Here is a 16757-nt window from a genome sequence, read left to right on the forward strand (position 1 = left end):
TTAGGTGCATGCATAAGCCCCGCTTCCCTTTTGTCTATTCCCACTGTAACGGACAAGTGTAAACATGTGATTAGGACTGTGTGAAGACAGGGTTAAATATCGATCTCATTTTCACTTAACGCTTTAGCAATAACAGATCACTCAGCGCATCCCATACGTAGTCCGGCTGTACCTGAAACTGGCGCAGCTGCGCCTTATCGGTGACACCCGTCAGCACTAGGGCGGTTCGCATACCGTTGGTAACCCCGAACATAATATCGGTCTCCAGACGGTCGCCGACCATTAAGCACCGTTCTGCGGACAATCCGCTCCGCTCCAGCACCATGGCGCCGTAATGAGGCGACGGCTTGCCGAGAATGACGACCGAAGCCGTACAGCTCGCCGCTTCAATCGCCTTCACAAGGGGCCATGTATCCGGGATTTCATCCCCGTCGATCGGACAGAACGGGTCCGGATTGGTTGCAATGAGCTCCGCTCCGTTGCGTACAGCTTTCATAGCCTGATGCAGCTTGTCATAATGAAAATGCATGTCCATACCAACAAGCACATGAGTCGCCTTCAACGGGTCTGCGGTAACCCGAATCTGCTGGGCTACCAGCTCTTTCATGAGTGCACTCTCACCGACTACGAATACTGTTGTACGCCTACCTTGATCGCGCAGGTAGAGCGCTGAGGCGTAAGCAGCCGTCATAATCTCGCCGACTTCCGCCGCAAGCCCCAGCCTCTGAAGCCGAAGGCTGCATTCAGCCCGCGTCCGGGTTGTCGTATTCGTCAAGAACAAAACCTGTTTGCCGGCTGCACGAAGCGCCCCCAATGTTTCCGGAACACCGGGAAGCAGCTGCTCCCCTAGCAGAATCGTTCCGTCCAAGTCAAAAAAATAGCCGTCAAATTCGTTCACATCCGGCAAGTTTCATGCAGCCCCCTCCCTAGAAGACAACACAAAAAACCCCCTATCCACCGAATAATACTCGTCCAAGCCAGTATTGGCCTGTACATCTCTCATCCGGTGCATAAAGGGTTTTCTCCTCGTCTCGTACCCTTGCATCTATTCATCTTGCTTCTTGCTTACACTATAAGTATAAACGACCACTGTTATCGCAAAATCAAGGGAAAGTGAAGGATTTGTAAAAGTGTTGCCCCGACTTCAGCATCTGCATTCCATTAATTGATAAAGCCTGCCTTGCCCAAGAAGCGTTTCAATAGCACAGCCGATTGCGCCCGAGTTGCAAAGCTTTGCGGATCGATCGTATCGGATGTCATGCCGTTCATTAATCCGGCCTGCAGCGCCGCAGCCACGTCGGCCTTGGCCCAGCCGATCTGTCCGGCATCCTTGAACGCCGCCAGCATTTCCTGCTGCTTCGCTTGGGTCATTCCAGTCTCGAGCCCCACGTTGCGAAGCGCGCGGACCATCATGGCCGCTTGCTCCTCCCGCGTAATTTCACGGTTTGGACGGAACGTTCCGTCCTCGTATCCGCCAAGCAAGCCTGCTGTTGCAGCCGCTTCAACTGCTTCCGCATACCAATCGTTCGCCGCCACGTCACTGAAGCCGGACTTGTTCTTTGCTGCAGCTGCGTCAAGCCCCAGCGCCCTTACCAGCAGTGTCGCAAACTCCGCACGGGTAATGTGACGGTCTGCGTCAAAGCGTTTCCCGTCGACACCGTCCACAACAAGCTTATTGGCTAACAGTTCGATGTCATTCTTCGCCCAATGCTTGTCCAAATCGGAGAATGCCTTATGATTCTCGATAATCATAAACGCAGCTTGGTCTCTGCCGCCTTTCAACATAGCTGTCATATGACCCTCTTTCATCGTGAACACAGCCGGAACAAACCGCAGTTGATGACTTCCCGGAATCAGCTGCACGACGGTCGCATTGCCTGGAACAACGGCTTGATCCAGTTTGATCTCCTTTACTGCCATTTGGGAATTCATAGCAATCGCCACCGATTTCCCTTCCTTAGTAGCAGCTTCCACATCAAAGCGTACCGCTTCCGTCAATGGCTTGCCTCCAGCTGCTGCTGTTAGCTTCTGTAAATCGGCAGCTTCCGTTCCTCCCTGCTTATTAGATGTAAAGCGGATCCATACATTCTCAATCCCAGTTCCGAGCTGCTGGGCAATAGCATCCAGCTTCAATCCCGACAGCGGGATCGTATAGGAAGTCCGCTCTCCGGAAAGCTGCAGCGTTTTACCACCTGCCTGGGCAGCCTCTGTAAGCCCTGATGCTGCAAACTCTACGGAATGGCCAGTAAATTGCACTTGTACTTTGTTGTGAGCTTCATAGGCTCTCCTCAGCTCATCTGCGTTCGCTGTCCCTTCCTTAGCTGCCACAACCTGTGCGGCAGGTGTTGATGCAGACGAGTCGCCGCCAGGAGTTGTTGTGCCGCCCGAGTGACTATGTCCGTTTCCGGTGCTGCTGCGGGAATCACCCTCATCATCGCCACTGTCGCCGCCTCCGGTGTTACCGCCGTCGCCGCCTCCAGTGTTGCCGCCTGCCACTTGAATTGCGATAGGCTGCGTATAAATATCATAAACGTTGCTTTCATCCAGCGAAGCCGTGTATCTTAACAGCACATGGGCAGTCCCTGCTTTCTTGGCAGTCACATTCGATCCGTTCACTTCGACTGTATCTTGTCCTCCGATCACAATCACGGCCGGCTTCACGTTCGTTTCTGTTCCTTTGTAAGATTTCACTATAGCGGATACATCTACACTTTCGTCTGCCGCAAGTTCATATTTGTCCTTCTCGGGACGAATGGATGCCGCCCAATCGGAAGCCCATAGGGAGTAATCCGTCGTTATGCCGAAAGCGCCCATTTTCATAAATTTAATAAAGTCGCTCTTCTTGTTGAAGGTCCAGGGAGAAATGACGAGTCCCCGGTGCTTTGAAGCCTCCATAAATTTAGGTCCTATCTCTCCGTAACCAGGGTTGTACGAAGCATTAATGCCTTGAAGCGCCTTTAATGTCTCACGAAGCGATTTCTTTACGTTCGTCTCATTCGCGTAGCCGCTGCCGAGCAAGCCAAGCGGCATTTCCGGCATCAGCGCCGACATCCGCTTCAGCTGATTCAGGTCAAATGACATCGTATTGACGATCCCAACGGCATTTTTATCCTTCAACAGCTTAACATAAGCGTCGACCGCCGCCGGTGTTGCTGTCTTGATTTCAGCCATCACCATCGCGCCGTATTCATTAGCCAGATCAATCTGCTCATCCAGCGTAGGTATTTTGACATCCGGATAACCGGCGGGATACGGCTTGTTGGCATTGAGCTGCTTCAGCTCCGCCAGCGTATAATTTTCAATGTTTCCAGTACCGTTCGTCGTCCTTTCCAATGATCCGTCATGCAGGATTACAATATGTCCGTCCTTGGAAATGTACATATCATTCTCAATAAATTCAGCGCCGGCTTTTAAGCCCTCACGATTGCTCTCGATTGTATTTTCAGGAGAGTTCGCAGGCATTCCCCGGTGAGCTACGATGTAGGGTTTACGGATCAGCGTCGTGTTATTGGAATACACCTTGAGCGCTTTCCAAGCCGCTTCCGGTGCAGCGGTCACAATGCCGTTGACGCCGGACGTAATCATTTGATGCATTTGGACTGTGGATTCCGACTCCGAAGCCGTCGTTCCTGCTTTGGTCCAAACCGTAATCATCCGCTGCTGCAAATAAGCGACGTTATCTCTCGAAGCCAGCTTTTGCGGTAATATCGCGATTCTGGCTTGGGCTGCAGCCGTTTGACTGCGGATATCCAGCAGTTCCGCTTTCGTCAGCTTATCGTTGGCACTGAAATCGAGAATGCCCCTGATACTCGGGTAAGCCGTCCGCGCCCTTTGAATCAGTGCTGCTTGATCGGAAATGATATCCGCATCCTCCCAGCCTTGATCCGCCAAAAATGCCGTCAATTGATCCACTGTTGCGGCATCCGTTACATAAAAAGCAGGAATCATTCGCCCATCAATCGCGCTAAGAAGCGTGTCCAGACTGCCAATCGTCTTTTGACCGGAGTTGTCGGTTACCTTCAACCCTTCCGCCACATGGAAAATGACAGTGGATGGAAGCATCGGCTGATTCAGCTTCACCAAATCATCGGTGCTTTGAATGTCCGTTACAATGGAAGCCGCCATAGCGATCTTCGTGTCAGGCTCCTGCACATCCGCGAAATGTCCGTTCGGAAGCGGCGGAAGTGTATCCTGCTGCAGCGTGATCCGCAGATTGTCGAGTCTCATTGTACTTCCGTTGGACTGCAAACCGATTTCGCCTTTCGCATAGGCAGTGGCCGCATCTGTATCGATAATGACCTTATTATTAATCGACTCCTGAACCCTGCTGCCGTAAGCTTTCACCGTATAGTGATACATTTTGGCCGAATCAATCGCTTCCGTATTGGAAGCCCGATCGATGACGTTCCAAGCGTTAGCCGGTGTTCTCTCCGCAAATTCGACACCATTGGCTGCGGTCGCATCTTTTCTTACCGCCATTTGGTAATAAGGGTAATCGTGATTTTGAATTCGGAACATCAGGGAATGCCATCTTGCCGTATCGTTAGCCGCCAAATGGGTAACATCGGCTTCAATCTTATAGTTTCCGAATAAGCCCAAATAGGAAGGGAGCAGAACCCGGGAGGGGTTATCCGGTGAGGCTGCTGCATTGATTTCGAACGCCCCGTTCATTACAGCCGCTGCCGACGGTGTCGCTCCTTCCTTTCTTGTCCAGCCGGGAGGCATGGTTCCGTCAGGCAAAGCGTCGAAGCTTTCCTCATACAGCACATACTCCGCATCTGCCGCGTCTTTGGCTACGACGACCAGCGAGACTGCTGCATTATCCTTCGTTCCGGTGATCGTATAAATCCCTTTCTTGTTGATGATAAGCTGCCCACCGGATACGGCAGCATCCGGGCTGCTCGAGGTCCAGCTCAATTGATCTCCGGTTGTTGTGCCCGTCGTCAAATCGTTATACTCGGCTTTTAGCGTCACCTTGCTCAAATCGAGAGGCTGATGGGTGACTGCCAGCAAATAACCTTCGTCATGCTTCAAGGCAACTGTCTTCAAGCCGGTCAGAGAAGGCGTCACAGTAATCTCCTGCTTCGCTTCTGCGTTGGCATAGACCGCCTTTATCGTTACTTTGCCTGGCTTGAGCGGCACCAGCTGATTATTTATGATCTTAATAATGCTCTCATCCCCTGAGTACAGCTTCACGCGATCGGCTGCAACCGGCTCCGTAATTCCGTCGGAGTAATATACACTGCTTGTCACGGTCTGTCCGCCTGTCAGCGCCTCCAGTGTACTCGGCATCGTCACGTCCAACCGGTCAGCCGTAATTCGTGTCACCTTCACATTGTCGAACGAAACCTTGCTCTGGTCTGCCTGCAAGCCGATCTTCCCGCGCTCCAGCAGGTTGGTAGTAAAGCTCTTATCCATCAAAAGCGTATAAGCCGGGTCCGTCTTGGCTTTAATATATTCTTTTACATTGTTGTCGAACACGCGCACCTTCATCGTATAATACGTATTCATCGCGAGTGTCTGCCACGTTCCCGAAACCGGTGTCGGAGAAGCCCAGTTGTTATCCGGCATCCGATAAGCCAGCTCATAGGTGCCGTTGCGGCGAATCGCCATCTGGTCGTACGGATTTTTACCGTTTGCAGGCACGCGGAACATAATCGACGCCCATCTGGCATCGTTCACTACGGCCTCAAACCGCATATCCGCTTCGATGGCATAATTGTCCCATTGCACTGGAGCTGTAATCCGGCTCTGCTTGCCGGACGAGCTGCCATTGAAAGTCATTCTTCCATCACCATACGTATCCTTGACTACCGAGAATTCCGGGCTTCCCGCATTCACATCGGAAATCCAGTTCACCGGGATTTGCCCGGCGGGAACACCATCGAAATTTTCCTGCAGCAGCACCGGATTGACCGTCCCGGATACCGGGTTTGCTTCCACGAGGTTCAAGATGCCGTATCCGGATGTATCGTTCCAAAAGGAGGAGGATTGGTAAGCGCTCCAGTAGCTTGATCGTTGTTCCGCTGCAGCTGTACCGTATCTATCCGTAACTCCGATCTCCATCCCCAGCTGTTTTTTCAAATTCGGATCGAAATTTAGCATATCCCACGGTATCGCTACTTCCGTAGACCAACCCGTAGGCAATTGGCTAATCGCCCGTAATATTTTTTTCTCGTTCTTCCCGCTGTGTCCATTCAGCGCCGCACCGAAATGAAATTCCGGCGTGCTTGAATTAGGCTGGTATACAAGGCCGACCTGCATGTCGTCATTCTGATAAGGAGCGGATTGATGCAGCGTAGGATCAAGGAACACATTGATGTTATCCTGCTCGAACCAATTGCCGGTTCCGTTATGTATCAAGCTGTCATCATCCGATTTCACACCGATATATAAGTACTGGTTGTCCCACAGCAGCCCGAATTTGGCGTCCTTAAACGTGCCTTGTCCGACCTGGACGGCCAGCGGTTGATCGACTTTCCACAAGCTTTCATCCAGCTTGCCGTCGATAACAGGAGCGGTTAACGTTTTGCGGACATCAAGCGATTTCCTGCCGGTATCCGCCGCTTGAGCGTGCGGAAGGGCCGCAATAGGCTGAAGAAGACCAGCGATCAGCGCAGTGACCGTAGCCATGCGTACGAGCTTGGTTGATGTTCTTTTCACGGGATCTCATTCCTTTTTTCTCATGATAGGTTCACGTAAAGCCTCTTACCGAACTGACACCGCCTGGTATTTTTTAAAAGCTGGCTTTTTTGGCTATCCGCCTCCTTTGTCTTTTACTCAACACAAAAAACCCTTTATCCAACACAAAACGAAAACAGGGATCCCTTTGACAGGGGCGTTTCCATCTGTTGCATAAAGGGTTTTCTCCTCGACTCGTACCCTCGTTATTCTTTTGTCCGTTACAAGTCCTACTCTACCAACGGTTTGTTATCGCTGCATCAACTAGTGTTGAAAAAATTGTAAATTTCCTTCCTCCCTAGGGACCCACAGATGCTTGCTGCCCATCGAAACCGCACTAGCCCCTGCCTGCAACGCGGTGTCAATCTCGCTGCGGTCTTGAATCAGCCCACCGGCAATAATCGGCAATGAAATACGGTTCTTCAATGTTGTAATGACGCGCGGAATCAGCCCCGGCATAATTTCCACCGCATCGGGACCGCTTTGTTCGATGTTCTGAATTCCATGCTCCAGCGCCGACGTATCGATAAGAAAAAGACGCTGAATCGCCAGCAGCCCGTTCTTTTTGGCATGCTTGATGAAATGGCTTTTGGTAGAAATAATGCCTGTCGGCTTTACCCGCTCCGCTATAAATTTCATTACGATCGGGTCCCCGCCGAGCCCGTTAATGAAATCGACGTGCAAAAACACCTTTTTCCCTGCACGCTGCACTTGTGTGACATAATCCTCTACCGTAAATAAATCACCGGTCAGCAAAAATACCGCCAGCCACTCGCCACGGCAAGCTGCCGATAAATCCTCCGGTCTGCGCACAGCTGGAATGATTCTATCGTTGCCCCAATAATTGTGCAGTTCATGCTTCAAAGTATACCGCTCCCCCTTCGTTCCCATAACTCAAATTTGTTATCCTGTATCTAACTTAACAAATGATTGTTATTGGAACGTTAAACGGGCAGAAAAAAGAGTGAAAATTTCGACTTCAATCAAGTCTGATTAGCCAAGCATTCCGTCGGTCCCTTATTGAGATAAAGCAAAAAGACCCCGCACCCGAAATGGAACCAGCTTTCGGGGCTGCTGGGTCTTTGCCTCTTGCGCAGTTGTCTTAACCGGCTGCACAACCGGCAAGCTGTAAGCGGAGACGCTTCCATTCAGGTTACGGCCGATAACCACGATTTCGCTGATTGTCACCGTGATCAATCATGCCGTACGCCCCGCTTCGCTCATTTTTTGTTAAATAACATGGATAACAAGCTGACCCGGAGCCATTCCATCAGAGTAGGTGGATAATACGACACGGCCTCTTTCTCCTGTAAACCGGAGGACCGCACTGACACATCCCCGATACATATGCATCCAATGCCTGTCGTAGGCTTCACTCGAGCAAAGATCCCCGTTATCAACAGCAACGATCTCAGCCGGCCCGGTTACACGAAAACTGACTTTTGAACTCTCCCGGAATACCGGTATGTCCCCGCTGTCCTTGGCCCGAACGGTAAATAATGTATGGTAGCCCTCTTTGGCTTCCAGACGGAACTCTTCTGAATCAAAACCAAGCTTTACGGCAGGCCCTGCAGTTTTCAACGTATACGTACATACCTCTTGCCCGCTAATATAACCTCTGACCGTTATAGTTCCCGGTGAATAGGGAAGAAAGCCTGTGATCATTCGATTGGGATAGGAGGACGGTTTATTCACATAGAACGGTTTGCCGTTCAAATCGACGGTGACTTCTTCACAGTTCGTTGCGATCATATAAGGAATCACCGTCTTGTTAAACTGCGGAAAGTTCCAATGGCTTGCGTATCTTGGGGCATCCCAATGTTCCTTGGCCCCTTCGTCCTGCAAAGAATAGTCCATCACAGCCAAATAGACCATCGGTTCCTCTGTCCAATAGCTTTGATAGAGGTAGGAGAGCGGCTTACGCTCGTTGTTCGTCCAGAACAAGGAGCCTGCCCATCCTTTGGCAGGATACCCCATGGATTCGCCTAAATAATCGATGCCTGTCCAAAGCATGCCGCCTATGACATAATCATGCTTTTCCACATCCATCCATGGGACTTCCTCACTGAAATTTTGCATCTGATCCGGATGCCCCCTGAAATATTGGAAGGTCTCCGTTCCCAATATCAACTTATCAGGAACGGCCTTATGGATGGCCGGGTACCATTGCTCCTGATAATTACAACCGATTACGTCGACAAGTTCGGCAATCCTCCGGATGCGCTCCACTCTTTCATCGGAATTATAGATTTCCGTATCGCTCACTTCATCTACGAACTGTTGAATATCCTTCACCTTGGAAAGATCCACGTTACTCTCGTATTTAAAGTGGGGGTTCATGGCATAAGAAACCGGTCTGGTATCATCAAGCGTCACAAGATGCTCCTTAAGCATTTTCAAAATCTTGAGCATGGATTCCTGCCCTTGGTTTTCAACTTCGTTTCCAACGCCCCACATAAAGATAGACGGATGGTTCCGATCCCTTCTCACCATACATTCCAGGTCGCTTTGCCACTCCGTCTCAAAGTACCTTCTATAGGAACCGCCGGTCCATTTATCAAACGGCTCTTCGTATACAAGCATTCCCAGTTCATCACATAGATCCAGAAGCTCCGATGCAGGGATGTGGTGAGCCGTTCGAATAGCATTACACCCCATGGCCTTGAATTGTAACAGTCTCTCCCTCCAGATTTCCGATGGGACGGCAACTCCCAGGCAGCCTGCATCCTGATGAATGCAAAATCCCTTGATCTTCGTCATTTTGCCATTGATAAACATCCCTTTGCCTGCAATCATTTGGATGTCTCTTACTCCAATCCGCAACTCATACGTATCTACGACTTGATTTCCTTCATACAGTGACAATTCCAATGGATATAAATACGGCTGCTCGGGACTCCACAGCTTTACCTGCGGGATTTCAATGCGGATCGTCCCGTTTTCAGATTCACCAGTCATGCGCAAAGCTCCATCCGAAATACATGCTTTCACCAAGGAGGAGACCCCTGTCATGATGGTCACTGCACCCGTATCTCCATGGATGGCTGTTATCACTTGAATGTCTTCCGGCTTCAGGTGGCGTTTATTGAGTTCGAGAAGCTTCACGGTCCGATATATGCCTGCCCCCGAATACCATCTGTCTGCCGGGAAGGAAGTGTTGTCCACCTTAACCAGGATCAGATTGTCTCCCGGATGAATGTAATCCGTTATATCCAGTGTAAACTGGGAATAGCCATATTTTCGTCCGCCCGCTTCTCGGCCGTTCACCCATACCGTACTGTTCTCGTAAACTCCATCGAATTGCAGCTGGTACACATACCCCTCCCTTATCTCATGAAATACAAGATTTCTCCTATACCAACCGATTCCCCATCTGTCCCTGAATCCTTGAGCTTCCCCCTGCTTCATATTCCGGTTAATGGGTGCGTGAATAGCCCAATCATGAGGCAGGTTGACCGCTTCGAAGTTAGAATCTTCAGGCTCTTTTAACGTAAATTCCCATCCATTCATTAATTGGGTCTCGTTCCGGCTCATAATGAATATCATCCTTTCGTTGCCTTCGTGGCGATTTCTTTGTTATATTCAAATTATAGGGTTCAATAATCAGCCGAACAATCTAACGATTTTAAGTTTCATATCAAAATATTAAGGTGATCTAATGGTAAAAAGACGCATACCTATCATTACGGAATCCGATAAGGAACTCCCCTATTATCTTGTAGATGTGGGATCCAATTGGAATCAGGAGCATGTCGTACGTCCGAATGGATATTTGTATCAGTGGATTCAGTGCATTGAGGGAGAGGGGGAGCTTCTGACGGAGGGACGAACCTTTCGAGTGAAGGAAGGTATGGCGATGCTTTTGTTCAAAGGAACCCCCCACGAGTATTATGCCATTAGTCCTTCTTGGATTGTGGATTGGATAGTTTTCGACGGTCATCAAGTAGAAGACTTTTTAGTGAAAACGGCCGGGATTACAAAATCCGGTGTGTTATATATATCCAGGCCCGATATGTTTTTATCCAAAATTCAAAGTGTGCTGGACATTGAACAATCGGATTCCGCTTTAAAAAGCATCCAATGCTCCAGCGTGATCTATTCCCTTCTCACGGACTTGGTGCAGTATACCTCTGTAAATCCTAACAATAGCGCGTCTAATCTGCATTTCAAGCTTAAGCCATTATTCCTTTATATTGATCAAAACTTTAACAAGCCTCTCACTTTGGAAGCCATGGCCGAGATTACCGGAATGACGCCGCAGCACTTATGTACCGTATTTAAAAAAGCAACGAATATAAGAATCTTCCAGTATATTAATTCCGTTAGAATTAATAAAAGCAAGGAGCTCCTCTTGCAAAACCCGCAGATGCATATTAGGGAGATTGCCTTTTTGACCGGTTTTGAGGATGCGAACTACTTCAGCTACGTCTTTAAACAGCTGGAGCATTTAAGTCCCAGCCAGTTCAGAAGGATCCATCATTGAGAGGAACTAGATCCGCAAGTGAATCAGCACTCTTCCTTGAAATATAAAAAGAGCAGATAAAACCTTTCTCTTATCAGCTCTTTTTGCTACCTGTGCCCTTCCCTGTTTACAACGGGTTTGATGATTATTTCTTTACCTTTGCATACCATTCTCTGGCACGCTTCGTAACCTCTTCGCCACCCGATTTGTTCCACTTGTCTACGAATTCATCAAATTTGCTGATCGGGTACTGCCCGAGAATAATCTTGGTGGCATATTCCACGTACAGCGTACGATTGTTGATGTCCGGGAATCCGTCGTACACACTGGCTGGCATACCGTCGCCGGCAATGACCTTAGCATATTTCTGAGCTTCCTGCATGTTTCGGTTCACCTGATTAATAGCCCACATTCTGTCTTCCGAGGCAGTATTCTTATTCAGATCCATCATGAAATCGAGAGTAGATATTTTGGAATATGGATCAAGAATCAAGTTTTCCTGCGTGCTTTTGTCATCCGGAAGTTTAGCCGGCTTGCCGTCCTTTACCGTATGGTGCATGCCCTCCACGCCAAGATACAGCGGGATCCAATTCTTTTTATCGTACATGTTGTTCAGCAGCTTCAGGGTTGCCATCAATTTCTTCTGATCCTTGTTATTCTTGACGACCCAGGCAGGCGGCTGAAACCTCTTCCACGTGTAGAAGCCCTTATAGCCCGCGACCTCCGGTACAGGGAGAACGGAAAATTCAGCCTTAACGCCGGTGTTTTTAAACAGATTTTCTAAAGGCAAATAGCCGGTTTCTACCCAATGGAAATAGTTGCCTCCTTTATTCGCCTCCACCTTGCCGTCCCATTTGGCCTTGTCGTTCAGGAGCGTTTCCTTATCCAACAAACCGTCCTTATACAGCTTGGCGATAAACTCCAAGGCGGCCTTCATATTCGGAGTTACTGCAGAATAAGTCAGCTTCCCGTCATATAGGTCCCAATCCGGATATCCTTCGAACATGGCCACCCCATACATGGCGAACAGATGGTCCATCCAGCGCGCCTCCTGACGGCCTCCCGTGGGGAGCTCATCCTTCTGGCCGTTGCCATTAGGATCCTTGTCCCGGAAAGCCTCCAGCACCTTGACGTAGTCGTCCTGAGTCTTCGGCATTGTCATTCCCAGCTTATCGAGCCAATCCTTGCGAATCAAGCCGGCGTATCTGCCGTAGTCCACCATACCCGGGATGTAATAAATTTTCCCCTGACCGGTAGGGTCATTAGCCTTGACCACATCCCACATTTCCTTCGGAATAGCTTGCCATAGGTTCGGCGCATATTTGGGCAGCAGCTCCGTCAGATCGGCAATCGCGCCATTTTTAGCCAAGCTGTCTTCGATGCCCTGCTGGGGCAGGAACAGGTCCGGAATTTCGTTTGCAGCGATCTTCAGGTTCAGCTGATTCAGATAGTTGGTGCCCCCGTTCCACTCCACGTACGGATGGATGACACCGACACCAAGCTTTTCCTTATACAATTCATACAGCTTACTTCCTTTGGTGATCGGTTTGTAACCGATGTTGGTACCCCATACTTCAATGTCGACAATCTCATCAGCATTGGCGGTCGGGCTCTGAGTTGACCCTTCCGAAGATTTCGTGTTTCCGCTGCAGCCAGTGACTGCCGTAATTGCGAGGACGCCTGCCGCCGATAATAACCCCATTTTTTTAAAATTCATGTTTCGATCCCCCTCGTAATGAATGTGTGAGGCTTCTAATTCCCTTTACGGTGCCAATCATGGGTTGCTCAAGGCGTTGAATCCGCTTACATTGATACTATACAACCGGAGGTTAAGACGCTCAATTGGGCATTTTTAAGTTTAAACAAGGGCATTTTTAAGAATTTATTCAAGCAGGAAACATTATGATACCGGGTTGCAGACATAGCGCAACGGCCTCAATCCGCTGGGAAAGGGACGAGGCCTGTTGATATGGCATATAAAGAAAATGGAATAGGGAAATCTAATCACTGCATCGAATGGAACAACTCCAGTTTGGCATACATATCTTCCAAAATAAACCGAACATCGATGTCTCGATATACCCTGATTCGTCTCTCCGATTGATAATGGACATAGGTCATATCCGGGGATACACGAGGTGCAGGCTTCAATTCGTAATCATAAGGCTGATCATGCATCAGCAATCCTACCGCTGGGGAATCTCCAAGCGTCCACATTTCCCCCTTAGGCCAGCTCGGATTATTTGCCCATTTTTGATTGGTTTCCAGCAATTGTTGATATAAATATCGGCCGATGGCGCCGCATGGCTCCACTCTCCGTTTTAATTCTGCGATGCTGACGCGCATTTTGCAGTATACGTTTCTAGGAATCTGCCATAACGGGATCGGAGAGTTGAACACAACGTTCGCAGCGTGAATGTCGTTCCTTAAGTTGAATTCCGTCCCACCCTCCGGCCAAGCTCCACCTCCGATCCATACCGCTGTCAAACGGTCGGCAATCGCCGGATTCATGAGATAAGCCGCAGCTAGATCGGTGATGGCCCCAAGGAAAATGACGAACAAAGGCCTCTGATCATCGGACATGGCTTCTCGCACAATAAACTTCGCCCCCTCGGACAGGACCGGCATCCGCTCGTCTTGCATGGCACGATCCGCTCCACGCAGAACAGAATACTCTCTCGACATTCCCATTAGATCCAATAGGAGTTCGATTTCCTTCACACTGTCCAACATCGAGGTTTGGCTTCTCTCTTCTCCGAAATGAGCGCCAATCAGACCTTTCACCATAAACTGAGGCGTTAACAACGCATGAACGATTGCATACTGGTCGTCCGCTTCGTTCTTGGCGTCACTGTTCACGATCAAACGGATCCTTTTGGGGTCCGGCACATCGTATAGAAGTTTCATAATCGCACCTCACTGGATGACATTTCGCTACTTCCGGCAATTCCATTTTACATGATGCTTTTCACCTTGACAGGCCCGATGAGTCCGCTTGGTTCCTGCTGAGCAAAGGAAGACAAGAAGTCTCGCTGATCTTTCACTAACGTATTCGTAACTTCGATGACAAGCTTGTTGCTGCCCTTCTTCAGACCGCCTATCTGTATGTGATAAGGAGGACAGATGCGCACCCCGGCCTGTTCGCCGTTTACCCATACCTCTGCTGTCTCGTAGACCTCGCCCAAATCCAAGAGAGCCTGGCTTGCGGATTCGCTCCACTCAAATTCAGTTTCATATCGGAAGGTGCCCGTAAACCGTGGTAAACGGTCAGGCCCGCTCATGTTCACTAAGGCCGTCAGTTTTCCCCACTCCGTAAAGTGAGGGTAGCTCTCTGCATTCGCAGTGGAAACAGTCCAATCGCCCTGGAGCTCTAGAGCCGTTCCAATTGTATGAGGCGGGTGTGCTGCATACCCTTCAAGGGCAGTTCCATGCAGAAGGACGATAGATTCATACGGATGCAGGACAAGCTGTACCGCCGTGGCGTCCCTCTCCCTATCCACATTTAATGGGATCAACCGATTTAGGAAGGCATCATAAGCATAGACATCACCCTGAACGGGCAAAACAATCTCCGTGCTAATCGGTTGATTTGGATGTTCATTAAAGAACATAAACACATCCAAACCATCATGAACATAGTGATAGTACCGAAGATAAGGCTGGTATTGGTCAACTCGAATATCATAATGTCCGTCCGTAATAAGGTCTTGTGCCAGGTTGTCCAGAGCTGCAAGCTTCACATTGCGGTGATTGGCAAGGCAAGCCAGTTCGGCAGAAACATCGCTGCCCTCACTCGATCGCAGCGGTAGCCCGTCAACAAAGCGAACAGCTAATCCTTGTTCGGCAAACCGGACCAAACGCTGAATCATCGCCGCCGGAAGCGCTTCTGCATAGGGCACGATCAGGCACTCGTAATCCTCGCCATTCACAAGCAGCTTGTTGTCCTCTACGATCCCCGTTTCCAAAAGCACATCGATGGGGAGAACGTCGCAGTCAATCTGATGCTGCATTAATTTTTTCACGGGTTTATGAAAATACATCGCCTCCCCGGACCATTCGGCCTCAGCATGGTACACGACCGCCGCGGTCGCCATATGTCTTCCTCCTGAGATTAAGTGACTGATCCGATTCATATAGCGATTCAAATGCTTGTAGTAACGGTACTGCGGATTTTGCCCGCTCGCATACATGTGCGGAGGACAATCCGGGTCCGGAAATGCTTTTTGGGTAAAGGCATGCGGGACAAAATAGTTTACACCGCGGACGAGCATATGGTCAGTGAGCCATTTCATCAGCTTTAACCCTTCCGCCCAGCCATAAGCCCCATACAATTCACACATCGTACGGCCTTGTTTCTTCGGATCGAGGTGTCCCAGAGACACACCAAGCTTGGCGAGGCCATAGTGGTAAAATTCACTATCCGTCTCCCCGCTCGTTGGCTGGCGGAAAGACATTTCATCGAAGCCGGGAACGATCTGCCACAGTACCACATCAAGCCCCGACATGTCTTGCCCCCAAAGCGAGCGGAAGAAGTGTCCGGTGCCGGGACCGAGCCTTGCATGAACGTTGTTGTCTTCAAGGACATGCCCGATGTATTCTACTCCGCGGGCTCTGCACCATTCTCCGATTTGATTGCAGAAGCTTTCCGCATAAAGCTTGCTGACAATATTCATATAGTGATACCGTACCCTATTCGACCGTTCTCCTTCATCATGCCAGAGGAGATGCAAATGCTTCCGATAATCAGACCCCAGAGCTTCCTCCAGCAGGGCCGGCATGTCCCGGCTCCATGGAAGCGGCACTCCCTGCTTTCCGGGTCTCGAGTTGAAGTCGAACGTTTTCTCGTCGTTGTAAAAACCGGGCTCATCCGAAAAGAAGCCAACGAATGTCTTTCCAAAATCCGCCTTGTATCGATCATAAAAAGCCTCATATATCGTATCGAGCAAAATCCGAACGGAATCCCGATCCAGCGGGTTCAAATAATCGGCCTGCTGCTTGCTGCCGCCTTCCCTAGTTTCCGAAATAATAAATATGCGCCAATACCCTTCGGGGATATCCCAATACAAGATCCCCTCTTGTACAAGTCCGGTTAATTCGATCGATTCACCGGTTAATGATCCGTTAGACGGATCGCGACGAACCGCAACGACCGAAACCAGCTTGTTCCGGCCACTCGCGCTTCGGCTATTTGAGATGGTCGGTCGAAGTCCGCGCAGCAGCAGGGTTTCCAGCAGCAGGGATGTGCCCCCAGCCGGACCGATGGTATCGATATATCGCTCACCCAGGAACACGCGATGAAGCTCCTCCGGCGCCTCCTTCACCTTACCTGCCGCATGACCCGTCGGAAAATGGTCGTCATCGAGCATCCATACCTTCATTCCCCGATTCCGTGCTTCCTCCATAATGATGTCCATGTCCTTCCACCATTTCGGTCCGAGAAAATCAGGATGTGGTCGCGCCTCCACGCAAACGGCCCCGATTCCGGATTCATGAACACGGGCCATCTCCTCCCGAATTGCCTGTTCCTCCTCGCCGTGCTGCCAGAGAAAAGGAAGGATATAATTATGCTCTTGCCCCTCGAGTACTTCTCTAATTCGATTGCTCATGTGTTAGC

9 protein-coding genes are annotated in these 16757 nt (G+C 49.8%); 1 reads left to right on the plus strand and 8 read right to left on the minus strand.

All coding sequences use genetic code 11. The features are described from left to right. Positions 1 to 115: 115 nt before the first annotated feature. The 5 genes from GGC63_RS01225 to GGC63_RS01245 all read right to left on the minus strand — a co-directional run bounded on the left by GGC63_RS01225 (position 116) and on the right by GGC63_RS01245 (position 10215). Positions 116 to 898, minus strand: coding sequence for an HAD-IIA family hydrolase (locus tag GGC63_RS01225; protein WP_318780982.1), 783 nt, complete (start codon positions 896 to 898; stop codon positions 116 to 118). A 263-nt stretch (positions 899 to 1161) separates the two neighbouring features. Then, positions 1162 to 6663, minus strand: coding sequence for a glycerophosphodiester phosphodiesterase family protein (locus GGC63_RS01230; protein ID WP_318780961.1), 5502 nt, complete (start codon positions 6661 to 6663; stop codon positions 1162 to 1164). Between the two features lie 282 nt (positions 6664 to 6945). Beyond that, positions 6946 to 7545: a glycerol-3-phosphate responsive antiterminator gene (locus tag GGC63_RS01235; protein ID WP_225947853.1), complete on the minus strand. Its 600-nt coding sequence runs from the start codon at positions 7543 to 7545 to the stop codon at positions 6946 to 6948. Positions 7546 to 7698: 153 nt separating this feature from the next. Continuing rightward, positions 7699 to 7878, minus strand: coding sequence for a hypothetical protein (locus GGC63_RS01240; RefSeq protein ID WP_192700786.1), 180 nt, complete (start codon positions 7876 to 7878; stop codon positions 7699 to 7701). 33 nt (positions 7879 to 7911) lie between these two features. Next, positions 7912 to 10215 (minus strand): glycoside hydrolase family 2 TIM barrel-domain containing protein, encoded by a 2304-nt coding sequence (locus tag GGC63_RS01245; protein ID WP_192700787.1) that lies wholly within the window; start codon positions 10213 to 10215, stop codon positions 7912 to 7914. A gap of 124 nt (positions 10216 to 10339) precedes the next feature. On the opposite strand from GGC63_RS01245, the gene GGC63_RS01250 reads away from it, so the two are divergent. After that, a complete protein-coding gene (locus tag GGC63_RS01250; RefSeq protein ID WP_079908850.1) occupies positions 10340 to 11164 on the plus strand; it encodes an AraC family transcriptional regulator in 825 nt (274 codons plus the stop codon). 124 nt (positions 11165 to 11288) lie between these two features. On the opposite strand, the gene GGC63_RS01255 is transcribed toward GGC63_RS01250, so the two are convergent. The 3 genes from GGC63_RS01255 to GGC63_RS01265 all read right to left on the minus strand — a co-directional run bounded on the left by GGC63_RS01255 (position 11289) and on the right by GGC63_RS01265 (position 16749). Continuing rightward, positions 11289 to 12860, minus strand: coding sequence for an ABC transporter substrate-binding protein (locus GGC63_RS01255; RefSeq protein ID WP_192700788.1), 1572 nt, complete (start codon positions 12858 to 12860; stop codon positions 11289 to 11291). Positions 12861 to 13147: 287 nt separating this feature from the next. After that, positions 13148 to 14050 carry a nucleoside hydrolase gene (locus GGC63_RS01260; RefSeq protein ID WP_192700789.1) on the minus strand — a complete coding sequence of 301 codons (903 nt, stop codon included), beginning with the start codon at positions 14048 to 14050 and terminating at the stop codon, positions 13148 to 13150. A gap of 47 nt (positions 14051 to 14097) precedes the next feature. Next, on the minus strand, positions 14098 to 16749 hold the full coding sequence (locus tag GGC63_RS01265; RefSeq protein WP_192700790.1) for a glycosylhydrolase-like jelly roll fold domain-containing protein: 2652 nt from the start codon (positions 16747 to 16749) through the stop codon (positions 14098 to 14100). Positions 16750 to 16757: the final 8 nt, after the last annotated feature.

Origin of the sequence: Paenibacillus sp. OAS669, assembly GCF_014873645.1 — a bacterium.
In the GTDB taxonomy this organism is placed as follows: domain Bacteria; phylum Bacillota; class Bacilli; order Paenibacillales; family NBRC-103111; genus Paenibacillus_S; species Paenibacillus_S vulneris.

Bases quoted from the DNA above. Each gene is read 5' to 3' on its own strand.
- GGC63_RS01245 (WP_192700787.1), bottom strand. From the start codon at position 10,215: ATGAGCCGGAACGAGACCCAATTAATGAATGGATGGGAATTTACGTTA.
- GGC63_RS01250 (WP_079908850.1), top strand. From the start codon at position 10,340: ATGGTAAAAAGACGCATACCTATCATTACGGAATCCGATAAGGAACTC.
- GGC63_RS01255 (WP_192700788.1), bottom strand. From the start codon at position 12,860: ATGAATTTTAAAAAAATGGGGTTATTATCGGCGGCAGGCGTCCTCGCA.
- GGC63_RS01260 (WP_192700789.1), bottom strand. From the start codon at position 14,050: ATGAAACTTCTATACGATGTGCCGGACCCCAAAAGGATCCGTTTGATC.
- GGC63_RS01265 (WP_192700790.1), bottom strand. From the start codon at position 16,749: ATGAGCAATCGAATTAGAGAAGTACTCGAGGGGCAAGAGCATAATTAT.